Source organism: Parafrankia elaeagni (genome assembly GCF_000374165.1).
GTDB lineage: Bacteria > Actinomycetota > Actinomycetes > Frankiales > Frankiaceae > Parafrankia > Parafrankia elaeagni.
On the sequence record NZ_KB893739.1, the window covers coordinates 13,912 to 38,217 of the forward strand.

24 protein-coding genes are annotated in these 24,306 nt (G+C 73.0%); 5 read left to right on the forward strand and 19 right to left on the reverse strand.

Annotated elements, in window-relative coordinates; all coding sequences use genetic code 11:
- Positions 1–22 precede the first annotated feature (22 nt).
- The 3 genes from groES to B207_RS0120255 all read right to left on the reverse strand — a co-directional run bounded on the left by groES (position 23) and on the right by B207_RS0120255 (position 1,594).
- Complete coding sequence (groES, locus tag B207_RS0120245) at positions 23–331, reverse strand: co-chaperone GroES (protein ID WP_018638430.1); 309 nt, start codon at positions 329–331, stop codon at positions 23–25.
- A gap of 127 nt (positions 332–458) precedes the next feature.
- Complete coding sequence (locus tag B207_RS0120250) at positions 459–749, reverse strand: hypothetical protein (protein ID WP_018638431.1); 291 nt, start codon at positions 747–749, stop codon at positions 459–461.
- Between the two features lie 20 nt (positions 750–769).
- A complete protein-coding gene (locus tag B207_RS0120255; RefSeq protein WP_018638432.1) occupies positions 770–1,594 on the reverse strand; it encodes a MarR family winged helix-turn-helix transcriptional regulator in 825 nt (274 codons plus the stop codon).
- A 178-nt stretch (positions 1,595–1,772) separates the two neighbouring features.
- Here B207_RS0120255 and B207_RS0120260 point away from each other — a divergent pair, with 178 nt between their 5' ends.
- Positions 1,773–2,408, forward strand: coding sequence for an FMN-dependent NADH-azoreductase (locus tag B207_RS0120260; protein ID WP_018638433.1), 636 nt, complete (start codon positions 1,773–1,775; stop codon positions 2,406–2,408).
- 85 nt (positions 2,409–2,493) lie between these two features.
- Here the strand turns inward: B207_RS0120260 and tsaD are convergent, their stop codons facing one another.
- The 3 genes from tsaD to tsaB form a co-directional block, all read right to left on the reverse strand.
- On the reverse strand, positions 2,494–3,510 hold the full coding sequence (tsaD, locus tag B207_RS0120265) for a tRNA (adenosine(37)-N6)-threonylcarbamoyltransferase complex transferase subunit TsaD (protein WP_018638434.1): 1,017 nt from the start codon (positions 3,508–3,510) through the stop codon (positions 2,494–2,496).
- A gap of 93 nt (positions 3,511–3,603) precedes the next feature.
- Positions 3,604–4,104, reverse strand: coding sequence for a ribosomal protein S18-alanine N-acetyltransferase (rimI, locus tag B207_RS0120270; protein ID WP_051102603.1), 501 nt, complete (start codon positions 4,102–4,104; stop codon positions 3,604–3,606).
- 58 nt (positions 4,105–4,162) lie between these two features.
- Complete coding sequence (gene tsaB / locus B207_RS0120275; protein WP_018638436.1) at positions 4,163–4,984, reverse strand: tRNA (adenosine(37)-N6)-threonylcarbamoyltransferase complex dimerization subunit type 1 TsaB; 822 nt, start codon at positions 4,982–4,984, stop codon at positions 4,163–4,165.
- A 329-nt stretch (positions 4,985–5,313) separates the two neighbouring features.
- Between tsaB and B207_RS0120280 the strand changes: the two genes are divergently transcribed.
- The gene (locus tag B207_RS0120280; protein WP_018638437.1) at positions 5,314–5,514 is read left to right on the forward strand and encodes a hypothetical protein; all 201 of its coding nucleotides are present in this window, start codon (positions 5,314–5,316) and stop codon (positions 5,512–5,514) included.
- On the opposite strand, the gene B207_RS0120285 is transcribed toward B207_RS0120280, so the two are convergent.
- From B207_RS0120285 to B207_RS0120295, 3 genes are all read right to left on the reverse strand, one after another.
- The gene (locus B207_RS0120285; protein ID WP_018638438.1) at positions 5,511–6,407 is read right to left on the reverse strand and encodes a TetR/AcrR family transcriptional regulator; all 897 of its coding nucleotides are present in this window, start codon (positions 6,405–6,407) and stop codon (positions 5,511–5,513) included. The two genes, B207_RS0120280 and B207_RS0120285, sit on opposite strands and share 4 nt — an antisense overlap.
- A gap of 797 nt (positions 6,408–7,204) precedes the next feature.
- Positions 7,205–7,696 (reverse strand): tRNA (adenosine(37)-N6)-threonylcarbamoyltransferase complex ATPase subunit type 1 TsaE, encoded by a 492-nt coding sequence (tsaE, locus tag B207_RS0120290; protein ID WP_018638439.1) that lies wholly within the window; start codon positions 7,694–7,696, stop codon positions 7,205–7,207.
- A 19-nt stretch (positions 7,697–7,715) separates the two neighbouring features.
- Entirely contained in the window at positions 7,716–8,966 is a 1,251-nt protein-coding gene (locus B207_RS0120295; RefSeq protein ID WP_018638440.1) for an alpha/beta fold hydrolase, read from the reverse strand.
- Positions 8,967–9,380: 414 nt separating this feature from the next.
- Between B207_RS0120295 and B207_RS0120300 the strand changes: the two genes are divergently transcribed.
- Positions 9,381–9,716 carry a hypothetical protein gene (locus tag B207_RS0120300; RefSeq protein ID WP_018638441.1) on the forward strand — a complete coding sequence of 112 codons (336 nt, stop codon included), beginning with the start codon at positions 9,381–9,383 and terminating at the stop codon, positions 9,714–9,716.
- Positions 9,717–9,781: 65 nt separating this feature from the next.
- Here the strand turns inward: B207_RS0120300 and alr are convergent, their stop codons facing one another.
- The 3 genes from alr to B207_RS0120315 all read right to left on the reverse strand — a co-directional run bounded on the left by alr (position 9,782) and on the right by B207_RS0120315 (position 13,120).
- Entirely contained in the window at positions 9,782–10,915 is a 1,134-nt protein-coding gene (alr, locus tag B207_RS0120305) for an alanine racemase (protein ID WP_018638442.1), read from the reverse strand.
- A complete protein-coding gene (locus B207_RS0120310; RefSeq protein ID WP_018638443.1) occupies positions 10,912–12,489 on the reverse strand; it encodes an NAD(P)H-hydrate dehydratase in 1,578 nt (525 codons plus the stop codon). Before B207_RS0120310 ends, alr begins: the two co-directional genes overlap by 4 nt.
- An 85-nt stretch (positions 12,490–12,574) precedes the next feature.
- Entirely contained in the window at positions 12,575–13,120 is a 546-nt protein-coding gene (locus B207_RS0120315; RefSeq protein WP_018638444.1) for an SWIM zinc finger family protein, read from the reverse strand.
- A 128-nt stretch (positions 13,121–13,248) separates the two neighbouring features.
- Here B207_RS0120315 and B207_RS0120320 point away from each other — a divergent pair, with 128 nt between their 5' ends.
- Positions 13,249–14,154: a PadR family transcriptional regulator gene (locus B207_RS0120320; protein WP_018638445.1), complete on the forward strand. Its 906-nt coding sequence runs from the start codon at positions 13,249–13,251 to the stop codon at positions 14,152–14,154.
- A gap of 111 nt (positions 14,155–14,265) precedes the next feature.
- On the opposite strand, the gene glmS is transcribed toward B207_RS0120320, so the two are convergent.
- The 4 genes from glmS to rplM form a co-directional block, all read right to left on the reverse strand.
- Positions 14,266–16,308, reverse strand: coding sequence for a glutamine--fructose-6-phosphate transaminase (isomerizing) (gene glmS / locus B207_RS0120325; RefSeq protein WP_026311261.1), 2,043 nt, complete (start codon positions 16,306–16,308; stop codon positions 14,266–14,268).
- 122 nt (positions 16,309–16,430) lie between these two features.
- Positions 16,431–17,837 (reverse strand): phosphoglucosamine mutase, encoded by a 1,407-nt coding sequence (glmM, locus tag B207_RS0120330; protein WP_018638447.1) that lies wholly within the window; start codon positions 17,835–17,837, stop codon positions 16,431–16,433.
- A gap of 141 nt (positions 17,838–17,978) precedes the next feature.
- A complete protein-coding gene (rpsI, locus tag B207_RS0120335; RefSeq protein ID WP_018638448.1) occupies positions 17,979–18,386 on the reverse strand; it encodes a 30S ribosomal protein S9 in 408 nt (135 codons plus the stop codon).
- Positions 18,387–18,518: 132 nt separating this feature from the next.
- Entirely contained in the window at positions 18,519–18,962 is a 444-nt protein-coding gene (rplM, locus tag B207_RS0120340; RefSeq protein WP_018638449.1) for a 50S ribosomal protein L13, read from the reverse strand.
- Between the two features lie 636 nt (positions 18,963–19,598).
- Here rplM and B207_RS42370 point away from each other — a divergent pair.
- Positions 19,599–21,179 carry a hypothetical protein gene (locus B207_RS42370; RefSeq protein ID WP_018638450.1) on the forward strand — a complete coding sequence of 527 codons (1,581 nt, stop codon included), beginning with the start codon at positions 19,599–19,601 and terminating at the stop codon, positions 21,177–21,179.
- Between the two features lie 63 nt (positions 21,180–21,242).
- Here B207_RS42370 and truA read toward each other — a convergent pair whose 3' ends face one another.
- From truA to B207_RS0120360, 3 genes are all read right to left on the reverse strand, one after another.
- Positions 21,243–22,103, reverse strand: coding sequence for a tRNA pseudouridine(38-40) synthase TruA (gene truA, locus B207_RS0120350; RefSeq protein WP_230205132.1), 861 nt, complete (start codon positions 22,101–22,103; stop codon positions 21,243–21,245).
- Positions 22,104–22,345: 242 nt separating this feature from the next.
- Positions 22,346–22,966, reverse strand: a complete 621-nt coding sequence (rplQ, locus tag B207_RS0120355) for a 50S ribosomal protein L17 (RefSeq protein ID WP_018638452.1) — start codon at positions 22,964–22,966, stop codon at positions 22,346–22,348.
- A gap of 120 nt (positions 22,967–23,086) precedes the next feature.
- The gene (locus tag B207_RS0120360) at positions 23,087–24,124 is read right to left on the reverse strand and encodes a DNA-directed RNA polymerase subunit alpha (protein ID WP_018638453.1); all 1,038 of its coding nucleotides are present in this window, start codon (positions 24,122–24,124) and stop codon (positions 23,087–23,089) included.
- Positions 24,125–24,306: the final 182 nt, after the last annotated feature.

Sequence of the window (24,306 nt, forward strand, 5' to 3'; positions counted from 1 at the left end):
CCTGCTACTTGCCGGCGTCCGGCTACTTCTCGATGATCGCGAGAACGTCCCGAGCGGAGAGCACCAGGTACTCCTCGCCCGCGTACTTGACCTCGGTGCCGCCGTACTTGCTGTAAAGCACGACGTCGCCGACCTTGACGTCGAGCGGGACGCGCTTGCCGTCCTCGAAACGACCCGGGCCGACAGCGAGAACGGTGCCCTCCTGCGGCTTCTCCTTCGCCGTGTCCGGGATCACGATGCCGGACGCGGTGGTCGTCTCGGCGTCCGAGGGCTGGACCACGATCCGGTCCTCGAGCGGCTTGATTGCAACCTTGGTGGCGGTGGTCGTCACGATCGACCTCCCCCTTCCTTCGCTGGATGAGAGAGCGACCCTGGCGGCCTGCCGTCGCGGGTGAACAGGCGCCTGTCGCTGGCACTCGCGAGTGCCGAGTGCCAACCTAGCACCCGCACCACGGACGTCAACCAAGACGGTCGGATCTGTCAAGACCGGCATCGGCGCGTTCGAACTGCCAGGCGTGCGCCGACCCCGCCGTGAGCTCGTCAGGCGGGGCTGGCAGCGGCTGCCCGGCGGCACCGGAAGACTCCTCGACACCACCACCGATGTGCAGGAGGACCACGACCAGGCCTGCTGACTCGCCTCGCCCGAGGTAGATCTCGGCGACCCGGCCCGCCACCGCGGAGCGGACCCAGCGCTCCAGCTCACCGACCCGCCCCGGGGCCGCCCGGGCCTCCCACATCCAGGTCGTCATCAGCGCGACCGCCGCCGGGATCAGCCGCGCGGCGCGGCGCGGCCACCGCCCCGGGCGCGCCGCGCGCCACCACCACCGGCGCCATCCCCGGCACCGGCGTCGGCACGAGCCACGCCCGGCCGACCGGGACCGACGGCCGGCGGCACCTCCGGGCTCAGCGTCGCCTCGACGGCCACGCACGCCGCGGCACCCTTCGTCGGATCCATCGCGACCAGATGTTCCGAGACGACACGCGCGAGCGCTGTGAAGGTCTCCCGCTCCGCGGGCGGCAGCGGTGCCAGCACATGGTCGTCGACGGCCCGCAGCGCGGACCGCGCCCGCTCGTGCGCCCGCACGCCGCGCTCCGTGGCGATGATCATTCGGGCCCGCCGGTCGGTCGGGACAGGGCGCCGCTCGACGAGACCAGCCTGCTCCATCTCGTCGACGAGCCGGACCATGACCGTACGGTCGATGTTGAACCGGCGGGCGACCTCGATCTGGTTGTGCGCGGCACCCTCGACCGCCGCGCCGAGAACGTAGAAGCCCTTCAGCCCGCCTGGAAGCCCACCCATCGCGGCGAGCGACGCGACCAGGTAACCGTGGTGGATCTGGCCGACGATCCAGCCCAGGTCGGCGCGGACATGGTCGGGCAGGTCGAGATCCGCATCGGCGGCGGCGCCGCACGCGGCGTCGACAGCCGGCTCGCAGCCGGAGTCGGTGGCGGGATCACGAGCGGAGTCGGGATCGCAGGCGGAGTCGGGATCGCAGGCGGCAGGCACAACGAGCCCACAGGAGCCGTCGTCACCAGCCGGGCGCGCGTCGACCGACGCCGCGGCCCGCGACGGCAGCGCCGAGATCTCTCCCAACGACCCCTCCACGCTCACACAGTACCCCGATCACCTCGGAATCCGATCATCAGAACAGGTCTTCCCCACAGATAGGTGTTGACACAGATTATCTTCGAGGTCGACTATCTGCTTGACCACGAAATCGGACCGTGGGCCGGGCCACCAGCCGTCAGCCCACGGATCAAGGAGAGCCGCGATGTCCCACCTGCTGCACGTCGACTCCAGCATCGCGCCCGAAGGATCGGTCTCCCGCGGGATCGCCGCGGCGTACGTCGAGGCCTGGCACGACCGCAACCCGCAGGGAACCGTCACCCACCGGGACCTGGCCGCCGCCCCGCCCCCGCACCTGAGCTGGACGCTGGTCTCGAGCGGCTACGCCGACCCCGAGCAGTTCACCGCCGAGCAGGCTGAGGCGGTGCGGATCCGCGAGGAGTACCTCGCCGAGGTCGAGAAGGCCGACGAGTACGTGATCAGCGTGCCGATGTACAACTACTCGCACCCGTCGACGATCAAGGCATGGCTGGACCAGATCATCGTCATGGGGCGGACGGCGGGCGGCGCGGCCGGCGACGGGGTGCTGGCCGGCCGCAAGGTCACGGTCGTGACGGCCCAGGGCGGCTCGTACGCCCCCGGCACGCCCAAGGAGGGCTGGGACCACCAGGTCCCCTACCTGCGCCACGCCTTCGAGGTCCTCGGAGCGGACGACATCGAGTTCATCACCGTCGTGATGACCTTGTCGACGGTGAACCCCGCGCTCGCCGAGTTCAAGGACGTCTTCCAGGCCTCTCTCGAGGCTGCGGAGCTGTCCGCCCGGGAACGCGCGGCGGCCTGACGGCGCCGCGGCGGAACGCACCGGACAGGAGGGTCTCCCGCGGGCGGCGGATCTCGCGCGGGCGGAGGGTCTCGCGGCGGAGGGTCTACAACGGCAGCGTGGAGGTCGCGGGCAGGTCCCACGGGGACGGAGCCACCCCGGCCTCCACGCGCAGCGAGCCGAGGGCGGCCACCATGGCTCCGTTGTCGGTGCACAGCCCCGGCCGCGGCACCCTCAGCTGGATGCCGGCCGCCTCGCACCGGAGCGCGGCCAGTGCCCGCAGTCTGCTGTTCGCCGCGACACCGCCACCGATCACCAGGGTGTCGACCCCCTGCGCCCGGCACGCCGCGACCGCCTTCGCGGTCAGGACGTCCGCGACCGCCTCCTGGAAGGACGCGGCAACGTCCGCCACCGGCACCGGCTCACCGGAGCGCTGCCGTGCCTCCACCCAGCGGGCCACCGCGGTCTTGAGACCGGAAAAGGAGAAGTCGAAGGTTCCGTCTCCCGCCTTGGCACGGGGGAACGCGATGTCCGCCCGCCCCTCGCGGGCCGCCGCGTCGATCGGCGGACCGCCCGGGAAGGGCATCCCGAGCAGGCGCGCGACCTTGTCGTAGGCCTCGCCCGCGGCGTCGTCCACGGTGGCCCCCAGCGGGACCACCGGCTCGGTCGCCAGATCGGGCACCAGCAGCAGCGAGCTGTGCCCCCCGGAGACCAGCAGCGCCACCGAGGGGCGCGGCAGCGGCCCGTGCTCCAGGGTGTCCACGGCGACGTGGGCGGCCAGGTGATGAACACCGTGCAGCGGAACGCCGAGCGCGAGGGCGTAGGCCTTCGCCGCCGCGACACCCACCAGCAGAGCACCGGCGAGCCCGGGGCCCGCTGTCACCGCCACTGCGTCCACGTCGCGGTGCCGCAGGCCCGCCCGGTCCAGCGCACGCTCGATGGTGGGGACCATCGCTTCCAGATGCGCGCGGGCCGCGATCTCGGGGACGACACCGCCGTAGCGGGCGTGCTCGTCGACGGACGACGCGAGCGCGTCGGCGATCAGCGTGCCACCGCGGACCAGGCCGACGCCGGTCTCGTCACAGGACGTCTCGATCCCGAGCACCAGTGGGCGGTCGGTCACGGTGCCACCTTCACGACGTCGCCCCCACGTTCCGTCCGCACGACGTTGCCTCCGCGTCTCGCTCTCACGGCGCGGCCCTCACGACGACTGCCCTCACGACGCTGCCCTCGCGTCCCGGTCGATCGCCGCTTCGGTCTGGTCGAGCATCGACCCGTACCCGACCGTGTCGATCGGCCGGGCCCGCATCACATAGGCGTCGCCACCCGACGGCTGGTAGTACCCACGGCGGACGCCGAGGTCGACGAAACCGAGCCGGGCGTAGAGGGCCCGGGCCGGACGGTTGTCCGTCCGGACCTCCAGCCCGCAGCTGCGCGCGCCGCGGCGGCGTGCCTCCCGCAGCTGCGCGATCATCAGTCGGCACCCGACGTGACGGCCCCGCATGGCCGGCACCACACCGATCGTCTGGATGTAGGACTCGTCCCCCTGCATCGCCAGCCCGGCGTAGCCGACGATCGAGCCGGCCGACATGGCGATCAGATAGTTCCTGCTGTCGCCCTGGGCCAGCTCGGACCAGAACAGCTCGGCCGACCACGGATCGAGGGTGAAGACCTGCCGCTCCAGCACCGCGACCCCGCCCAGATGCCACCAGCGCATGGGAACCAGCTCGACGCCGCCCACCGCCGGCCCCGAGGCCGGACCACCACCGGCCACGTCAGCCCGCCACGGTGACGGTCTTGGGAGGCCGGGGTTCCGCGGCATCGGGCCGGCGCAGGTAGAGCGGCGCCAGCGGCGCCGGCGCACGGCCGCCGAGGATGTCCGCCGCCACGCAGCGCACGAGGACAGGCGGCGCCGGCGAACCAGGCACGGGCCGCCCAGCCGCCCCGCCCGCGCTGTGGCCGAACTCCGCGAAGACCTCGGGGTAGAGGGCGATTCCGGGGCCGGTCACCCGCGTGACACCGGACGCTCGCAGCTGCGCCGCGACCGCGGCCGGGGCACCGACACCGGGCTCACCGACACGCGTCCCGTCCTGGTAGCGGGCCCAGAAGACCTCTCGGCGGCGGGCGTCCGTGATGACACCGACCGGGCCGTCGGTAACGGCACCGATCCCGTCCAGGGAACAGACGCCGTACACCGGGATGCCGAGCGCGGCGCCGAACGCGGCCCCCGTCACCATGCCGACCCGCAGACTGGTGAAGGGCCCGGGGCCGGCACCGACGACGACAGCGGCCAGGTCCAGCGGCCGGATGCCGGCAGCGGCCAGCGCCTCGGCGACCAGTGGCGCAAGCAGTTCGCCGTGACGCCGGGCGTCCCACACCGCCCGCTCGAACAGTGCCTGCTGCTCGGACCGTGCGTGCTGCTCGGACCGTGCCTGCTGCTCGAACGGTGCCTGCTGCTCGAACGGTGCCCGGCCCGCCGCGGCCTGGTCCTGCGTCGCCTGGCCTGCCTGCCGCCGAGGGTCGGCGGGGAACGCACCCAGTTCGACCAGCGCGACCGCGCACGCCGGGGTCGAGGTGTCAAGCGCCAGGACAAGCACCCGCCCAGCCTACGGATCCGCCGCACGGCGCCCGTGGGCGGCACGCCAGCCCGCCCGCACGCCGGGACGCCACCCGTTCCCGGGGCTATCGCTCCGTAGACGAACCATCAGCGCCGTGCATGGGGTGCCCGTGTCGGTGCCGCCGTCAGGGGCGAACAGCGGAATGCGCCGGCCGGAGCGGTCCCCGGGATTTCCGACGGCCCGTCCGCGAACCAGGCGGAATTCTCGCGGAAGACTCCCGGAGGTAATACCTGCAGTATGACCGGATGGAATAACAACGCGAATGCGAAAAGGGTGCGCCAGAACGATCGCCCGCCACCGGGCGGGATGTGAACACCGCGCAACACGAGGCGGCGCCGGGGCTGCCCGCGGGCAGCCCCGGCGCCGCCGGGAAATCACAACAGATGCACCGTGGCCAGAACGGCTCGCCGGCGCAGGACGCCCCCCGGGAACACAACCCGGGCCGGCACCGGGAGTCGGTGGCCGGGCCGTTCGCGCCGCTGCGACGCAGTGCGCTGGCAGTGAGCTAGTGGGTACGCCGACCCACCGCACCGGAGGGGCGGTGACGCAGCCGCGGGTCGACACTGATCGCCGGCAGACCTGCACGGCCGTGGACCACCGCGCTGGCACTCCCCGTGGTCCGCGTCGGACGGGGGCCCCGAGGTGGCAACGGCAGGCCCGCCGGGGCACCGGCGGGAGCCGCGGGAACGGGCGGGAACGGGGCCGCCACGGAGGTCATCGCACCCCCGGCGAGCGGGGGGAACCCCGCGCGCATCGGAGACCAGCCGGTGAAGCCGAGCATCCGCAGCGCCGAGGCGGTGAGCTTCTGCGCCGCCTGTTCGGCCGACCAGCCCAGGGTGTCCAGCAGGTCGACGATCACGCGCTCGTCGAAGACCGACGCCCACAGCAGCACCGCGTAGTCGGGCTCCTGCGGAGGCAGTAGACCCCCCTCCACCAGGCCCAGGACGACCGGCGACAGCACCTCGTGCAGCCGGGAGACCAGGTCGTCCTGGCCGCGCAGCCGGGCGAGGTAACCCTGTGCGGACCGTACGTGAACCGCCGCGCGGCCCCAGCGGGCCACCGAGCGGACCCACACCTCGCAGACCACCTCGAAGTTGCCCAGGTGGTCGTCACCGGTGGCCAGCGCCCGGATGTCGGTCACCAGCCCGTCGATGAGCTGAAGGTAGTAGACGTCGAGCGCGTCGTGGACGTCGACGAAGTGCCGGTAGGCGGTCGCCGTGGAGACGCCGGCCTCGGCGGCGAGGTCCACCAGGCTGAACCGGCGCCCGTTGCGGGCGAGGAGCCGCCCGACGGCGTCGAGCAGGTCCCGCCGGCTGGCAAGGAAGTCACTACGTGTCCGGCGGGACCGGGTCGAGCGCTCTGCCGGAGCGTCTACAAGGTCGACAGCGGTGCTGCTGCGCACGCGCTCCCCTCTCCCGGCCCCAAAGGCCATCACGGTTCTCCGCGGCCATGACGCGGCTGGGCCGCCGCATGCATGAACTTCGCGCCTACGCCGCCAATATAGCGGAACAACTCATCAACTACGGAACGTTGACTATTTGTCCTCAAGGGCGACTTGGCATGGCACGCCACCCCGCGACGCGGTATGGGCGGGCGCCGGGACAGCGCATTAACAGGGGGACATCTCAGCTTAACATGATCTAGGAGGCCCCCGGCAGCGTGTCGCGGTTCACTTCCCGCACACCAACCCTTTCCAGACCCCGTCACCAATTAACTGCCATCGGTGGCGCAATGTTCCTGGAATCACTTTCTCGATTACCCGAACATGCCCACCCGAAGAGGTGCTAGAACGGCCACGCAGCCCCGGCGGGCACCGGTCCTCGCCAGTCCGCGCCGGCCGGACGTCCGGCCGGCGTTGGGCTCCCCCGCAGGTCGGCCGGCCGCGCTCCATGCCGCCGGGCCCACAGGACGGCCCGGCATGGATCGGATCGAGGGCTCCGGTGACCCGGCACGTCCGGATCACCGGAGCGACGCTGCTGGCGACGGCCCGCCCGGCCTGACCGCGGAGCAGGTCCGGCAGCGCGAGCCGGGCCGGGCAGAACACGTCGACGGATTGACCCGCCGGGCCTGGCACCCGCACACCCCGCGAGGCGGGCAGCCGTGCGCCCAACCGACTACAGAAAGCCTGCTCAGGGGCACCACTCGGCTAGCGCTCCCGCGGGCCCCCGGTATCAGGACGGGGTGGGCGCACCGTGCCGGTCAGCTCGCCGGCAGGTCGGCCGCGGCCAGCCGCTCCGCCCAGTCCGCCCCGACCGGGCGGAGGAGGACGCGCCGCACCTCACCCTCCTCGTCGCCCGCCGGGCGGCGGATCTCCACCCGCAGATGGGCACCCGCCAACTGCTCCACCAGCCCCGCGCCCCACTCCACGACGCAGACGGACCGGTCGACGTCGGCATCGAGATCGAGGTCGTCGACCTCCGCCACCCCGCCGAGACGGTAGGCGTCCACATGGACCAGTGGCAGGCGGCCGTCGGTGTGGACGCGAGCGAGGACGAACGTCGGTGAGGTGACCGCCCCGCCGATCCCCAGGCCGCGTGCCAGCCCCTGGACGAAGACGGTCTTCCCCGCGCCGAGCGGCCCGCCGAGGACGATCAGATCCCCGGCCCGCAGCACCAGCGCGAGCCGCGCGCCGATCGCACGCATCTGCTCCGGATCCTCGACCTCGATCTCCGCGACGGCGGGCATGGTCATCCGTTCGTGTCCGTCCGGTTCATGACGGGGTCGCCTGGGCCGCCTGGGCCGACGAGGCGGGCTGGGCGGGCGAGGCGGGCTGGGCGGGCGAGGGGACGGCGGTACGACGCGGCCCGGCACTGCCGCTTCGGCGCCCGTTCCCGCGCCCGAGGGGCCTGGCACGCGCGACAAGGTCACGGATGGCGGTGTTCGCCGCAGCCGGACGCTCGAGCATGATCGCGTGGCCGGCTCCGGCCTCGACCCGCAGCTCGGCGTCTGGCAGGAGCTCGGCGAGCTCGCGGCTGTGCTCGAGCGGCGTCATGAGGTCACCGTCGCCGACGAGGATCATCGTCGGAACCTCCCGCAGGCCGGCCACGGCGCTCACCTTGTCATGGTCGAGCAGCGTTGACATGAACGCGGCCATCACCGGGATCGGCGTGTCCCCCACCATGGTCTCCAGGAAGGAGACCACGGATGGTGGCACATCGCTTCCTCCGAAAGCGATCCGCCGGGTGATCTCCCAGGAGAAGTCGCTGCCGCGGCGGCGGGCCCGCTCGAACAGCGACGGGGCACGCTGCATCCCGACCGTCAGGGTCGGCAGGACCCGGCGCACCCCACTCGTGATCACCGCTGGCAGGCCCAGAGTCAACCGGGCCAGGTCCCCCGCGCTGGTCGACAGGAGCACCACGCCGGCGACCCTGTCCCGGAACAGCTCCGGATGGGTCCCCGCCAGGGCGATGATCGTCATACCGCCCATCGAGTGGCCGACCAGCACGATCGGCCCTTCGGGGACCCGCTCGGCCAGCACCTGGTGAAGGTCGGCGGCAAGCTGGTCGATCGTGCAGTTCCCCGCCTCGGAGGGGCCGGAGCGCCCGTGCGCCCGCTGGTCGTAGAAGACCATCGGCCCCAGATCCCGCAGGGCGCGGTACTGGAACACCCACGAGTCGCCGTTGACGCAGAAGCCGTGCACGAAGACCAGAGTCGGAACGGCCGCGCCGTCGTCGGCAGCGGTGCCCGGCGCCGGACCGGGCTCCTGCGCGGTCTCCTCCACGTACAGCGGGACCGCGTCCACCGTGGTGACGACCGTCGAGACACGCCCGCCGATCGGGCCGACGCCCTCCTCGGCCGGCAGGTCGGGCAGGTCGCGGTGGCGCCGCACGACGCGGCGTTCGGCGATCAGGCCCGCGGCGACGACCGCCCCGACCAGGCCGACGGTGCCGCCTCGTCGGGCTGCCTGCGAGCCCACCACCGTGCCGGCAGCGCGGGCGACGGCGCGAGCAGCGCCGCCCACAGATGGAGCACCCGCCATCGCCAGCCACCTCTTCCTGCCGGTTCCTGTTCCTGCAGATTCCTGCCGAGCGTTCCTGTCGAGCGGCCGAGCCAGCCCCCACCGACCCCCACCGAGACGACGGCGGACGACGAAAGGACAACAGTCGCCAAAAAGCACGCGACGTACCGATAATGCCCGATGGTGCCACCATGGTGGGCAGGACGCCCTCGGCGGCAGCCGGTGACCGGCCCGTCCTCGCCTCGGTGGGCCACGCCAGAGACCACCGACCACCGCAGGGACGGCCGGAGGGCACCCGTGGGCGCGGGCACAGGCGGATAACCGACAGGGGCTCCCGGAGATCCACCGGGTCCCGGTCCGGATCCTCCGCTAGCGTTGAACGGGTCGAGCCGTGCGGTTGCGACAAGGGGAGGCGTCGTGAAACTGCGGTGGCGGAAGAGCAGGCCGGCCGCGTCGCCGGTCCACAGCGGCGCTGTCGACGTCGAGGACGACCTCGACGAGCTGGACCAGCTGGGCGGAGAGCTCGGCGTCGCGGAACCGGCCGGGCGCGCGCCCGCGGCCGGGGGGCCGGTCATGCTGACGCTGACCACCCGCACCGAGCTGGAGAAGGCCGCCGAGCGCGCGGCGAACCCACAGCCGGTGCGCCGTCGGATGGAACGCGGCATGTTCGGCGGTGCCGCCACCGGTCACTCCCACGGCGCCGAGGGCGACGGGGGCGGCGGCGGCTGCGGCAGTGGAGGCTGCGGCTGCTGAACGGGTGGCGGGGCTGACCGGCTGGTCGGTCAGCCCCTCACCCGGGTCCCAGTGGTGGACGGGTCTCAGACGTAGACGCGCGGCACCCTGGCACCGATGCGGGTGACGATCTCGTAGTTGATGGTGTCCAGCGCACGCGCCCAGTCGTCGGCGGTCGGCTCACCGTGGTCGCCCGGGCCGAAGAGGATGACCTCGTCCCCGGCGGCGACCGGGTCGACGCCGACGTCCACGACGAACTGGTCCATGCACACCGTTCCGGCGATTCGGCGGCGGCGCCCGCCGAGCAGCACCTCGGCGGTGTTGGTCGCCGTGCGCGGGATGCCGTCCGCGTAGCCGAGCGGGACGACGGCGAGGTTGGTCTCGGCCCGCGTCGTGTACCGGTGCGCGTAGGAGACGCCGGTGCCTTCCGGAACCCGCTTCACCAGGGCCGTGCCGGCGCGCAGTGTCATCGCCGGGCGCAGGCCGAAGGTCGAGGGCGGCCCGACCTCGGGGCCCGGCGACAGCCCGTACACCGACACCCCGGGCCGGACCATGTCGAAGTGGGCCTCCGGGCTGACCAGGGTCGCGGCCGAGTTCGCGAGGTGTCGCAGGCGTGGGGTCAGGCCGGCCTTGCGGGCGGCGTCCACCGCGTCACCGAACCGCCCGATCTGCGACTGGACGGTCGGGTGGCCTGGGCTGTCGGCGAAGGCGAAGTGGCTCCACACCCCGACGACCTCGAGCAGCCCCTCGGCTTCCAGCGCCGCCGCGGACTCGCACAGATCCGGCCAGACCTCACCGGTGGCGCCGGCCCGACCGAGACCAGTATCGATCTTGAGGTGCACCCGGGCCGGCCGACCGACCTGCCGCGCGGCGGCGGCGAGCTCATCGAGCGCCCAGCCCGCCGAGGCGGAGAGATCGATGTCAGCCGCCACCCCGGCGGCCAGCCGCTCACCGGGCACGGCCAGCCAGGAGAAGACCGGCGCGGTGATCCCGGCGGCGCGCAGGCCCAGGGCCTCCTCCAGGAAGGCGGTGCCCAGCCAGGTGGCGCCGGCCTCCAGCGCGGCCTGGGCGCAGGGCACCATGCCGTGCCCGTAGCCGTCGGCCTTGACCACGGCCATGGTGACGGCGTTGCGTGCCCGGGCCACCAGAGCCGCGACCGAGTCGCGCACAGCGTCCAGTTCGATGGCCGCGTAGGCGCGCGGCGGATGCGGCAGGCTCACCCCCTGACGCTAGCAAGCAGGTCCGCGATCACTTCCGGTAGCAGGGCCGGCAGGTCTCCGGCGGCCAGCGGGCGCGGACCGCGCTCGGCCGCCGAGCCGTGCAGGAAGGCGCCTGCCGCGGCGGCGAGCGCCGGCGGCAGCCCCGCGGCGAGCAGCGACCCGACCAGGCCGGTGAGAACGTCCCCGGTCCCGGCTGTGCCCAGCCAGGGCGTCCCGGTCAGGTTGACGAACGCCGCGCCGCCGGAGCCGGCGACGATGGTCCGATTGCCCTTGAGCAGGATGGTCGCGCCCAGCCCCGCGGCCGCCTGGCGAACCGTGCCCAGGCGGTCCGTCGCGAGACGGGCCGGCAGGTCGGCGGCGTCCCAGCCCAGAGCCGTCGCGACGAGCCGGGCGAACTCGCCTTCGTGCGGGGTGAGGACGACCTCGGAGGCGCTGCCCGGGCCGGCGCGGTCGTGCAGCAGGCGGGGCCGGGCGGCGATGAGCTCGGCCAGCGGCTGCAGCGCACCCGCGTCAGCGAGCAGGCCGGTGCCGGCCTGGTCGAGCAGGGCGGCGACGAGCCGCCCGGTCGCTTCGTCCGGGGGGAGCCCCGGTCCGATCGCCCACGCCTGCACGCGGCCGGCGGCCAGAGCCGCGTCGGCGTCGCCGGGCGCGATCACCGTCACCACCGTTTCGGGATGCGCCCGGCGGATGTGGGCGGCGGCCTGTTCCTCGGCGACGACCCGCAGGTAGCCTGCGCCGCCCCGGAGCGCGCCGCCGACGGCCAGCACGCCCGCGCCGGGGTAGCGGTCGCTCCCACCGACGAGGCCGAGCACGCCCCGGGAGTACTTCGAGTCCGCGGCGGACGGCACCGGCAGGAGGCGGGCGACGTCCTCACTGCCGAGAGCACGCAGGTCGGCCGTGGGCAGAGCCAGCCCGATGTCGACCAGCTCGACCCGCCCCGTGCGGGTGGAGCCGGGTCCGACCAGCAGGCCCCGCTTGTACGTGCCGAAGGTGACGGTGCTGCTGGCCCGCACCGCGCCGTCGGCCACCGCACCGGTGTCTGCGTCGACGCCGCTGGGGACGTCGACGGCCACGGTGCGCGCTGGCGGTGCCAGCCGGGCCAGCAGCGCGTGCGGCTCCCGCAGCGGGCCTCGGCCGCCGATACCGAGCAGCCCGTCCAGGACGAGGTCGGCCGAGTCCAGGAGGTCGGCAGCCGCGTCGCCGCCCGTCCCCTGGGCGGTACCCACGACTGGGTCGATCCGCTGGTCCGGCGCCGGGCCGGGGCCGGTGCGGTGCAGGCGGCCACCGGCGGCGAGCAGGGCGGCCGTCGCCGCCGGATGGGTCCGCCCCGGTGCCAGTGCGTGCACGGTGGCGCCGCGGGCGGCCAGCCGCGCACCGGCCCACAGGGCGTCCCCACCGTTGTCACCCCCGCCGGCGAGGACGACCACGCGGGCTCCGTACACCCGGCCGAGGCGGCCGACGGCATGGGTGACCAGCCCGGACACGGCACGCTGCATGAGCGCGCCCGGAGGCAGGGCCGCGAGCAGCGGCGCCTCGGCGGCCCGGACCTCGGCCACGGTGTGAGCTTCGATCATGTCGCCATGCTCCCGGCTCGGCCGCCCGCGTGCCCGCGGCCACCCCGTGGCACGCCCGGCGGGTTCGGGGCGGTCGGGCCGCCGGTCAGACCGCCCCGTGCTGGCGGCCGTGCCAGGCGACGGTGGCCTCCCACAGAACGTCGGCGACCGCCTCGTTCTCGTCGGCGGCGTCGAGCAGTGTCTCCACCAGCTCCGCCCGCGGGACGCGGCTCAGGAAGACCCTGATCGCCGCGTGCACGGGGTCGTCGGCGAAGAGGTCCTCGGTACTGCCTTGTTCGTCGTCCTCGTCGTCGTCGGCCATGCCGGCCGAGCCGGTGGCGACCAGCGCCACCGCGACGGCGTGCCGGCAGAAGGCGCCGCCGACACTGTCCGTACAGGTACAGGTGGAACCCGGCCCATCGTCGCCCGCCACGAGCCGGACCTGCTGGTGGCCGTCGTCGTCGACGGTTCCCGAAGCGTTGGTGGGACGGATCCGGAGCTGCTCCACCCGGCCGAGCAGCGCCAGGCTGACGCCCTCCATGAAGACGGCTGTGCCCGCCCGCTGTGCGCAGGCACGCTCCTCGAAGGCGGCCTCGAGCGGGGTGACCGCCTCGTCGCCGTGCCCGTCGCCCTCGGACGCCGAAATGATCATTCTCTAATCCTACGGAACCAGCGCGGGAACGCGCTGGCTAGGTGCCGAGTTGGACTAGCCGACCGCTCCATCGCGATATATCGTGAGCGTACGCGAAGCAACGCGAACCTTGATCCAAGGAGATCACCATGAGTTCACATGCCATTCCTGACTGGGATGCCCGCTGGGAGGGTTGGACCCGTTTCTTCCCCTTCGACCCATCCCGAGTTGTCGAGGCTGCCCGCCAGGCGGCGTTCGCCGAGGCCACCAGAGGTGCCGACCGCACCCGTGACCGCCACAGCCGGATGCACGGCGAGCACGGCCACGGCGAGCACGGGCAGCACGGCCACGGCGGGCCCGCGGGGCGCGGCGGAGGCCGGGGCGGTGGGCGCGGCAGCCGCCAGAACGTTCCGTTCGGGCCGGGAGGCTGGCCGTTCGGCCGCGGGTTTCCCTCGGGTCCGGGTTTCGGGCGCGGAGCGCGGGTCGCTCGCGGCGACGTCCGTGAGGCCCTGCTGGCCCTGCTGGCCGAGGAGCCCATGCACGGATACCAGATGATCGGCGAGCTGGCCACCCGCAGCGGCGGCACGTGGCGACCGAGTCCCGGTTCCGTCTACCCGGTGCTGTCGATGCTGGCCGACGAAGGCCTCGTCCGGGCCGAGGAACGCGACGGGCGGCGGGTCTTCCACCTCACCGAGGCGGGCCAGGCCCATGTCACCGCCCGGGCCGGCGCCGCGAAGCCGTGGGAGACCGCGGCTGCGAGCGCGGCCGACGACGGCACCGCCGCACTGCGCACCCTCGCGTTCGGAGTGGGCGCCGCCGTGATCCAGGTCGCCCAGGCGGGTGACACCGACCAGATCGCCGCGGCACGCGAGCTGCTCGTCGAGGCACGCCGGGGCCTGTACCGGATCCTGGCCGGCGACCTGGACCATTCCGGCGCGACGTCGGAAGCCGCGGAAGGCGGCCAGGACGACGAGGCCGGCCGGACAACCGGCACCACGGGTGCCACCGGCGATGACGCGCCCGCCGCCAGCGGCCCGGCGAAGGACCTCGGCTGAACCGCCTCCGGCGCCACCGCCCGGTGACGCCGGGCCCGACAGCCCGGAGCGGGACGCCAGCCGCCGCTCCGGGCCACGCCGGAGCGGCGGGGGCCACGCCGGAGCGGTCGGTTATTCGACCGTGACGGACTTGGCCAGGTTGCGGGGCTGGTCGACGTCCAGGCCGCGCGCCAGCGCCAGCTCACAGGCGAACACCTGCAGCGGCAGCGTCGTAACCAGCGGTGCGAGCAGAGAAGACGTGGCCGGCACCCTGATCAGATGATCGGCGTAGGGCTCGACCGCAGTGTCGCCCTCCTCCGCGATCACGATCGTGCGGGCGCCGCGAGCCCGCACCTCCTGGATGTTGGACACCACCTTGCCGTGCAGGTTCGCCCGCCCGCGTGGGGACGGGACGATCACCACCACGGGCAGGCCGGGCTCGATGAGCGCGATGGGTCCGTGCTTCAGCTCGCCGGCGGGGAAGCCCTCGGCGTGCATGTAGGCCAGTTCCTTCAGCTTCAGCGCACCTTCCAGCGCCACCGGGTAGCCGACATGCCGGCCGAGGAACAGCACCGCCTTCGCGCCCGCGAGGCTGCGGGCCAGCTCGCGCACCGGCTCGACCGTCCCGAGGGTGCGCCGCACCAGCTCCGGCATGCGCTGCAACCTGTCCACATAGGCCGCGACCTCGTCGCCGTACAGGACACCGCGGGTCTGTGCCAGGAACAGGCCGACAAGCAGGCAGGCCGCGACCTGCCCGAGGAACGTCTTGGTCGCGGCGACGCCCACCTCGGGACCACAGCGGGTGTAGAGGACGGCATCCGACTCACGCGGGATCGTCGAGCCGTTGGTGTTGCAGATCGCCAGGACACGCGCCTTCTGCTCCCGGGCGTGCTTGACCGCCATCAGGGTGTCGAGCGTCTCCCCGCTCTGACTGATCGCGACCACCAGCGTCGACCGGTCCAGCACCGGGTCGCGGTAGCGGAACTCCGAGGCCATCTCGACCTCGCAGGGCAGCCGCGTCCAGTGCTCGATGGCGTACTTGGCGATCAGGCCGGCGTGGTACGCCGTCCCGCAGGCCACGATGAAGACCTTGTCGATGTCACGGAAGTCCTGGTCTGAGAGGCGCTCCTCGTCCAGGACGATGGCGCCCTCCGGCGAGAGCCGCCCGCGCAGCGTGTCGGCGAGCGCAGCCGGCTGCTCGCTGATCTCCTTCAGCATGAAGTAGGGGAAGCCGCCCTTCTCGGCGGCGCTCGCGTCCCAGTCCACGTGGTAGCGACGGCCCTCGATCGGGGTACCGGCGAAGTCGTAGACGGTCACGCCGTCGCGGCGGGCCTCGACGACCTGGTCCTGCCCGATCTCCAGGGCCTCCCGCGTGTGCGCGATGAAGGCGGAGACGTCGCTGGCGAGGAACGCCTCGCCGACTCCGAGGCCGACGACCAGCGGGCTGTTGCGCCGCGCGCCGACGACGACCTCGGGATGGTCCTGGTGCAGGACGACGAGTGTGAAGGCGCCCTGGAGCCGGCGGCAGACCGCGCGCAGAGCCTCGGTCAACGGATGCGGCCCGGCGCCGGCAGCACCACCCTCGGCGCCGGAGCCGCCCGCCGTGCCGGCAGCGGCAGCGGCAGCGGCAGCGGCGGCGGTGGCGGCGGTGGCGGCGGTGGCGGCGGTGGCGGTGGCGGTGGCCGTACCGGCGGTGCTGCCGGTCCTGCCAATCCTGCCGGTGCCGGCGGTCTCGCCGGACGCAGCGCGGGACCGGGCGATCTCGATCTCCAGCAGGTGTGCGACGACCTCGGTGTCGGTCTCGCTGGTCAGTTCGTGGCCGCTGTTCTCCAGCTCCGCCCGCAGCTCGGCGAAGTTCTCGATGATCCCGTTATGGATCACCGCGACCGTACCGGTGCAGTCGGTGTGCGGATGGGCGTTGACGTCGGTGGGACCACCGTGCGTCGCCCACCGGGTGTGTCCCATGCCGGTCGTTCCCGGCATGGCGTCACTGCCCTCGTCGAGGACCTTCTCCAGGTTCGCCAGCCGCCCGGCGCGCCGCTCGGTGCGTAGCACCCCGGCGCCGACGACGGCGACACCCGCAGAGTCGTAGCCGCGGTACTCCAACCGGCGCAGCCCGCTCAGCACGACCTCGAGGGCCGGCTGTGCACCGACGTACCCAATGATCCCGCACATGTTGCTCAGCGTACGCAGTCCGGTCCGGGTCCCGAGCACGGACCACTCGGATGCCAAAGATGTCGGCGCGCAGCCGCGCCCGTTTCGTCACAGCGGGTGCTTTTCACCCGCCGCCTGCCAGGTCAGCGCAAGGCGCGCTGGACGACGTCCGCCAGCCTGCCCGCGACCGCACGGGCGAGCTGGTCGGTGGGTGCCTCGACCATCACGCGGACCAGCGGCTCGGTGCCCGACGGCCGCAGCAGCACGCGACCCGAGCCGCCGAGCTCCGCCTCCGCCTCGGCGACCGCCGCCCGCAGTTCTTCGGACGTCCCCGCGCGGGCCCGGTCGACCCCACGCACGTTCACCAGCACCTGCGGCAGGCGGGTCATCACCTTCGCCAGCTCGTCGAGTGGCTGGCCCTTCTCCGCCATCCGGCCGAGAATCTGCAGCGCCGTCAGCAGCCCGTCGCCCGTCCCCGCATACCGCAGGAAGAGCACGTGCCCGCTCTGCTCCCCGCCCAGCGAGTAGGGGCCCGCGCGCATGGCCTCCAGCACGTACCGATCACCGACCGGGGTGGTGACCACGGAGATGCCGGCCTCCCGCATCGCGTGGTGGAAGCCCAGGTTCGACATGACGGTGACGACGACGGTGCGGTGCGCCAGCTCGCCGCGCTCGGCGAGCGCCAGCGCGCAGAGGGCGAGGATCTGGTCACCGTCGACGATCTCGCCGGTCGCGTCGACAGCCAGGCAGCGGTCGGCGTCGCCGTCGTGGGCGATGCCAGCGTCGGCACCGTGCAGGCGGACCGCGTCCCGCAGGCTGTCGAGGTGGGTCGCCCCGGAGCGGTCGTTGATACGCAGCCCGTCGCCGTCGGCATGCAGCGGAACGACCTCTGCTCCGGCGGCGCGCAGCACCCGCGGAGCGAGGTCGAAGGCGGCGCCCTGGGCGCAGTCGACGACGACCTTCAGGCCGTTGAGGCTGCCCCGGCCGGCCGGCAGGCTGGTGAGCAGATGGTCGACGTAGCCGTCGACGAGCGCGCGGTCGTCACGGACCCGGCCGACCGCGGCCCCGACGGGTCGGTGGCCGGCAGCCGCGCCGGACATCCGGCGTTCGATCGCGTCCTCGACCTCGTCGGGCAGTTTGAGACCACCGGCCGCGAACAGCTTGATCCCGTTGTCGGGCATCGGATTGTGGCTGGCCGAGAGCATCACGCCCAGATCGGCACCGGTCGAAGCGACCACGTAGGACACCGCGGGTGTCGGCACGACCCCGATCCGGACGACGTCCGCCCCGGACCGGGCGAGGCCGGCGACGACCGCGGCCTCCAGGAACTCCCCCGACGGCCGCGTGTCCCGCCCGACGATCACCAGCGGGCGGTGGTCGGCCGCCGAAGCCGACCGGGCCACCGGTACCCCGTCCACGGGCTGCCGGGGCGGCGTGCCCTGGCCCGCGACCTCCTCGACAGCGGCCGAGGCCAACGCGAGCGCCTGCTCCGCCGTCAGATCGGCGTTCGCGACACCGCGCACACCGTCGGTACCGAAAAGCCTCGCCATTGAGGCCTCCCCTGCAGTCGCGGCGGCACCGGCGGGCGCCGTTGGCACGCCGCGCGGAGATCGACAGAAAACCATCGCACGCCTGACGGCCCGACAGGCCTGGCCTGTCGGGCCGCACCCACCGAACCGGTGGGCGGCGAATCAGCGCTTGCTGTACTGAGGCGCCTTACGGGCCTTCTTCAGGCCGTACTTCTTCCGCTCCTTGATCCGCGAATCCCGGGTCAGGAAGCCGGCCTTCTTCAGCGTCGGCCGGGATTCCTCCTCGGCGATGATCAGCGCGCGGGCGATCGCCAGGCGCAGCGCGCCCGCCTGCCCCGACACGCCGCCACCGTGCAGGAGGGCGACCATGTCATACGACTCGGCCTTCTCCAGGATCTTCAGCGGCTCGTTCACCAGCTGCTGGTGCACCTTGTTGGGGAAATACTCCTCGAGCGTGCGCCCGTTGAGGGTCCACTTACCCGTACCCGGGAGCAGCCGCACCCGGACAACAGCCTCTTTGCGCCGGCCAGTGGCACGGGGATTGCCCTGGGCGTCGGTCACGACAGCCACGTCGCGTTCCTTCCTTGTCTGAAACAGATTGCTCGAGGCCACCCGAAACGGCTCGATCGGTCATGTCGGGCCGTCAGTCGGACGGACGCCGTGCGCCCGTCCGCGTGCTTCGGGATGCCCATCGAGCCGCGACTACTGCGCGACCTGCTTGATCTCGTACGGGACGGGCTGCTGGGCCTGGTGCGGGTGAATCGGGCCCGCGTACACCTTCAGCTTGCTGCCCTGTGCCCGGCCGAGCCGGTTGTGCGGGAGCATCCCACGGATCGCCCGCTCGACGATCACGTGGGGGCGGGTGTCGAGCAGCTCACCGTAGGAGGTGCTGCGCAGACCGCCCGGGTAGCCCGAGTGCCGGTGGAACTGGGCCTGCTGACGCTTGTTGCCCGTCATCGCCACCTTGCCGGCGTTGATGACGATGACGAAGTCGCCCGTGTCGATGTGCGGGGCGAAGTACGGCTTGTTCTTGCCACGCAGGAGCTGGGCAGCCTGGCTGGCCAGCCGACCGAGCACGATGTCGGTGGCATCGATGACGTGCCACGCGCGCTGTACGTCCGCGGGCTTGGGCTGGTACGTGCGCACAGGTCTGCCTTCTCGTTCGGACGAACTCGCGGGGAGCCTCGTCATGTGTCGCCAGCAAGTGCCCAGCGGGACGTGGAGAACCGCGGGGCGAGATGCACTGCCAGAGGTATGGGGCCGACCTCAGCGCGCAGAGCTGGCCATACCAGGCCGCCACACGGAGCTGAAGGTCCGCAGCAGTCTTTGAGGTTACCAGGCGATCGCCGCGGCAGGACCGACGGCCCTCGCGACCGGCGGGACCGGCGTCACCTCTCCGCCCCACGGACGCACCGTGCGGCCGGCCCGGCACCAGACCCGCCCGGCCCCGAGAACCCGGAGCTGACACGCCGACCACCCGACCCGCCGGTCCCGACCCACCGCTCCCGACCCGCTGTTCCCGGCCGGCGCGCGCCCGACGCGCCCAGCCCGGACCATCGACCCCGACACGCCGACTGACCGGGGCATATGCCGCGTTCGGCTATTCTCTCGCAGACATCCGGACGCGTCGCCTTCGCAGCAGACCGCGAGGCGCTCCGCCAAGCCTGACACGACATACCGCGCCACAGACCGCGCCGGCCGTGGGCTCCCACCTCGCCGCAGGCACACCGCGGCGGGGCGGGCATCTCGGCAGCGGGGCGTGGGATGAGCGAGGAGGAGCCCATGCCATCCGAACCCGCGGACGACCTGCCCTTCGAGGTCCGCTCGGGCTCGGGTGACCGGGGCTCGGGTGACCGGGGTCCGGGTGACCGGGGTCCGGGCGGCTCGGGTCCGGGCGGCTCGGGTGGCACGCCCGAGGAACTGCCGGCCGGCGGATGGACCCCGCCGGTCGAGGATCCACTGTTCGGTCCGCTCCCCACCTACGTCACCGGCGCCTACCCGCTCGCCGGCCACCAGCAGGGCGGCTATCCGATCGCCGGCCACCTGCCGACCGGCCCACTGCCCGGGCCCGGCGCGCACGGCGATGCCGCCGGCGGTGCCCACGGCGCCCAGCCGGCCGACTGGGCGGGTGATCGGGACCAGGCGGTCGGTGCGGGCGGCCAGGCTTCTCCGGCGGAGCTCGGTCCTGAGCAGACCGGAGGCTTCTCCTTCCACCTGCGCACCGCGACCACCCCGCTTCCGGTCCTCGCGCCACGTCCCGAGGCCCCGGCCGTAGGCCAGGCAGCTGCCGGCAGGCCGCCTTCGGCCACGACACCGGCTGGGGCGCAGGGGCCGCAGGAGCCACCCACCGGTCCGATCGCCACGCCCTATCCCGAGGAGGACGCCGCGCAGTCGCGGCCGGGTCTGATCGGTAGCGAGCCGCGGGCCCGTTCGGCGAACCTCGCGAAGCCGGCCAGGACCCGGGTCGCGATGAGTCGTCAGCAGACCGACCTCGACCACGCCGACCGCCGCGAAGCTGCGGAGAGCGGCGGGGACGGTCCCGGCGAGCGGGCCCGTTTCGGTGGAGACGTCAGGCGTTTCGAGGTCCCCGAGGAGGAAGGGGCCCCGGGGCGGCCAGGCACACGGCGGCTGATCGCGGTTGCGGCCGCGGTAGTGCTGACCCTGGTTGCCGCGGGAGCCGTCATCGTCCTCGCCCGGGGTGGCGGCGACGGCACCTCGGGCACCCCGGCGCCCACAGCCGCGGCACCGTCGGTGGACCCGAACTTCATCAACAGCGCGGCCTCCGACTCAAGGCCGGTGGCGGCGAACGAGTTCTTCCCCGACCGCGAGATCACCGTCCAGGGCCACCGGTACACCCGGCTCAGCTCCAGCGTGGTGTCCGGCTGCCCGGACCGCAGCGGTGAGCTCGTCACCGCCCTCAACGACGACTCATGCACCCAACTTGTCCGCGCGCTGTACCTGACAGCGCCGGCCGGGGGCGGCCCGCAGGTGCTCGCCGGTGTCTCGGTGTTCGTCACGGATACGCAGAGCACCGCACAGGCAGCCGCGACGATCGCCGCCCAGGGCCGGGGCGGCGTGACCGCACTGCCGATCCCCGCGGGCTCGATCGAGAACGCACAGGTCCTCGGCCCGGCCGGGGACAACTCCTGGCGAGCTGCCATCGCCCGCGGGCACTACATGATCCTCACGCAGCTCGCCTATGTCGACGGCAGCCAGGGCGGTCCCGACGACCCGGCGCTGCGCGACACGATCACCGATCTGGGGCTGATCGCCGTCGAGCCGATCGCCCAGCGCATGGTCGCTGGTGGGACCGGTACCGCCGGCGGCGGCTCCTCCCCCGCGGCCAGCCCGGCCGACCGCTGAGCCAGCCCGCATCCCGACGCACGGAAAGGCTGGCCGCCAAGGGCTCCCTGGCGTGCCGCCCGGTCAGCCGGAGGAGGTCGTCGGAACCCGTACCGCCCGGGTCACCTGGGCGCGGGCGGCCAGCAGCGCGTCGGGGGGATAGCGGACCTCGACGAGCGTCAGGCCATGCGCGGGGAGCACGGTGACGGCGGGGTCGCGCACACCGCGGCCGAGCACACCGGCGGCCCATTCCGGTCGGTGGCGCCCTTCCCCCACCGCTACGAGCGCGCCGACCAGGGCGCGCACCATCGAATGGCAGAACGCGTCAGCCTCGACGTCGGCCAGGATCACGCCGCCCGCGCTGCGGGAGACATCCAGGCGCAGCAGTGTCCGTACCGTCGTGGCGCCCTCGCGCCGACGGCAGAAGGCGGCGAAGTCATGCTCCCCGAGCAGCAGCAGTGCGGCCTGGGCCATCGCGGCGGTGTCCAGCGGGCGCGGGGAGGCCAGCGTGTCGAAGCGGCGCAGCGGGGCCGCCCCGTAGGGCGCATCCGTGATCCGGTAGACGTACCGGCGGGACAGCGCCGAGAAGCGGGCGTCGAACCCGGCCGGGGCGGGTGCGAGGCCGGTGACGCGGACAGCGCGGTCGAGCACCCCGTTGAGCCGGCGGGCCAGCCCCCCGACCGGGGTACCGGCAGGAAGGTCGACATGCGCCACCTGGCCGATGGCGTGCACGCCCGAGTCGGTGCGGCCGGCCACGGTGAGGCGCACCGCCGACAGCCGGGCCACCCTCATCAGTGCGTCCTCGACGTCGCCCTGGACCGTGCGCTGCCCTGGCTGACGGGCCCACCCGGCAAACGGGGTGCCGTCATAGGACAGATCCAGTCGCAGGCGGAGCAGCCCCTCGATCGGGGCTGTCGGGGTCACCACTGCCATCTGGCCAGCCATCAGGACCTCCCACACCGCAACACGGCAGTCCCGGAGCCCTGACGCCCGGCACGGCCCTCGTCCCCCGCGGGGACCTACCTGGACCCTCGCACTACAGGGGGATCTACCCGGACCATCGTGGCGAACTCCGGGCGCACACGCAGGAGCCCGCCACCCCACCATGGGCGACGGGCTCCTGGTCGATCAGATGCACCGACTCCGCAGCCGGCCACGAACCAGGCCGCCACGACAGTCGGAACCGCTCAGCTCTCCGGCTTGGTCTCGGCGCCGGTCTCGTTCTCGCTGCTCACGGCCTCGCTGCTCACGGCCTCGCTGCTGGTGGCGTCGGCGCTGGTGGCGTCGGCGGCCTTCGCGGCCTCGGCCTCGGCGGCGACCCCGGCAGCCGTCGGCGACTCCTTGCGGAGGTCGTCGGCGGCCTCGGCCGTGGCGCCGGTCGGAGCCTTGCGGGCGGCGAACCGTGTCCCGCGGGCACGCTCCGCCTCCGCGACAGCCGACTGGCCGACGGTCAGCGCCTCGACGAGCTCGATGCGAGCCATCGGAGCGGCGTCGCCGCGGCGCGGGCCGAGCTTCACGATGCGCGTGTAACCACCGCTACGATCCGCGTACCGCGGCCCGATCTCGGTGAAGAGCGTGTGCACGACCGAGTTGTTCCGGACGACCCGCATCACCCTCCGCCGCGCGTGCAGGTCACCACGCTTCGCGTGGGTGACCAGGCGCTCGGCGTAGGGACGCAGCCGACGCGCCTTCGCCTCGGTGGTCGTGATGCCACCGTGCTCGAACAGCGCGGTGGCGAGGTTGGCCAGCAGCAGTCGCTCATGTGCGGGGCTGCCGCCGAGCCGGGCGCCCTTGGTTGGCGTGGGCATGATGGGTGCTCCTCGTTCCTCTCGCTGTACTCCGGGCGCTGCCGGGAAGCACGGCTGGGCCCCCGGTGGACGTGCGCCTCGGGCCCCCGGTCATCCGGGGGCCCGGGCCACACGGTCGGATCAGTACTGTTCGGTCTCGACGAACTCGCGACCGTCGTCGGACGGGTCGGAGAACGACGGGTTGTACGTGTCGGTGCCGTAGGTGTCGACCGCCTGACGCGGGTCGAACCCGGGCGGGGAGTCCTTGAGCTGCAGGCCCATGGCACCCAGCTTGGTCTTGACCTCGTCGATCGACTTCTGCCCGAAGTTGCGGATGTCGAGCAGATCGGCCTCGCTGCGGGACACCAGCTCACCGATGGTGTGGATGCCCTCGCGCTTGAGGCAGTTGTAGGAGCGGACGGTCAGGTCCATCTCCTCGATCGGCAGCGCCAGGGCGGCGTCCGCCGCGGACGGGCCGATGTCGACACCCTCCGCCTCGGCGTTGAGCTCCTGGGCCAGGCCGAACAGGCCGACGAGGGTCTTGCCCGCGCTGGCCATCGCGTCCCGCGGCGAGATCGACTGCTTCGTCTCGACGTCCACGATCAGCCGGTCGAAGTCCGTCCGCTGCTCGACACGGGTCGCCTCGACCTTGTAGGTCACCTTCAGCACCGGCGAGTAGATGGAGTCGATCGGGATACGGCCGATCTCCTGGCCGGGCTGCTTGTTCTGCGCGGCGCTCACGTAACCGCGGCCCCGCTCGACGGTCAGCTCGATCTCGAGCTTGCCCTTGTCGTTAAGGGTCGCCAGGTGCAGGTCGGGGTTGTGCACCTCGACGCCGGCCGGCGGTGCGATGTCCGCCGCGGTGACCTCACCGGGGCCCTGCTTGCGCAGGTACATCACGGTCGGCTCGTCGTTGTCGGAGCTGACGACCAGTTCCTTGAGGTTCAGGATCAGGTCGGTCACGTCCTCCTTGACCCCGGGAACCGTGGAGAACTCGTGGAGGACGCCGTCCACCCGGATACTCGTCACGGCCGCGCCCGGAATCGACGACAGCAGGGTGCGACGCAGCGAGTTTCCGAGGGTGTAGCCGAAACCCGGCTCGAGCGGCTCGATCACGAAACGCGACCGGAACTCGGTGATCGGGTCCTCGGCGAGGGTGGGACGCTGAGCGATCAGCATGAGATCTTCCTTCCGCACACGGCGACCGCCATATGACGCCGTGAATGCCCCGGAACGCGGGGCCGGCACAGGGACATCCGTCCATCCCCGTACCCCCCAACAGTACGCCGAGCCACGATCCGGCCCGACGCGCCACTGGTGAAACCGGCTGCCGGCCGGCGTGGCCGGCAGCCGGGCAACGC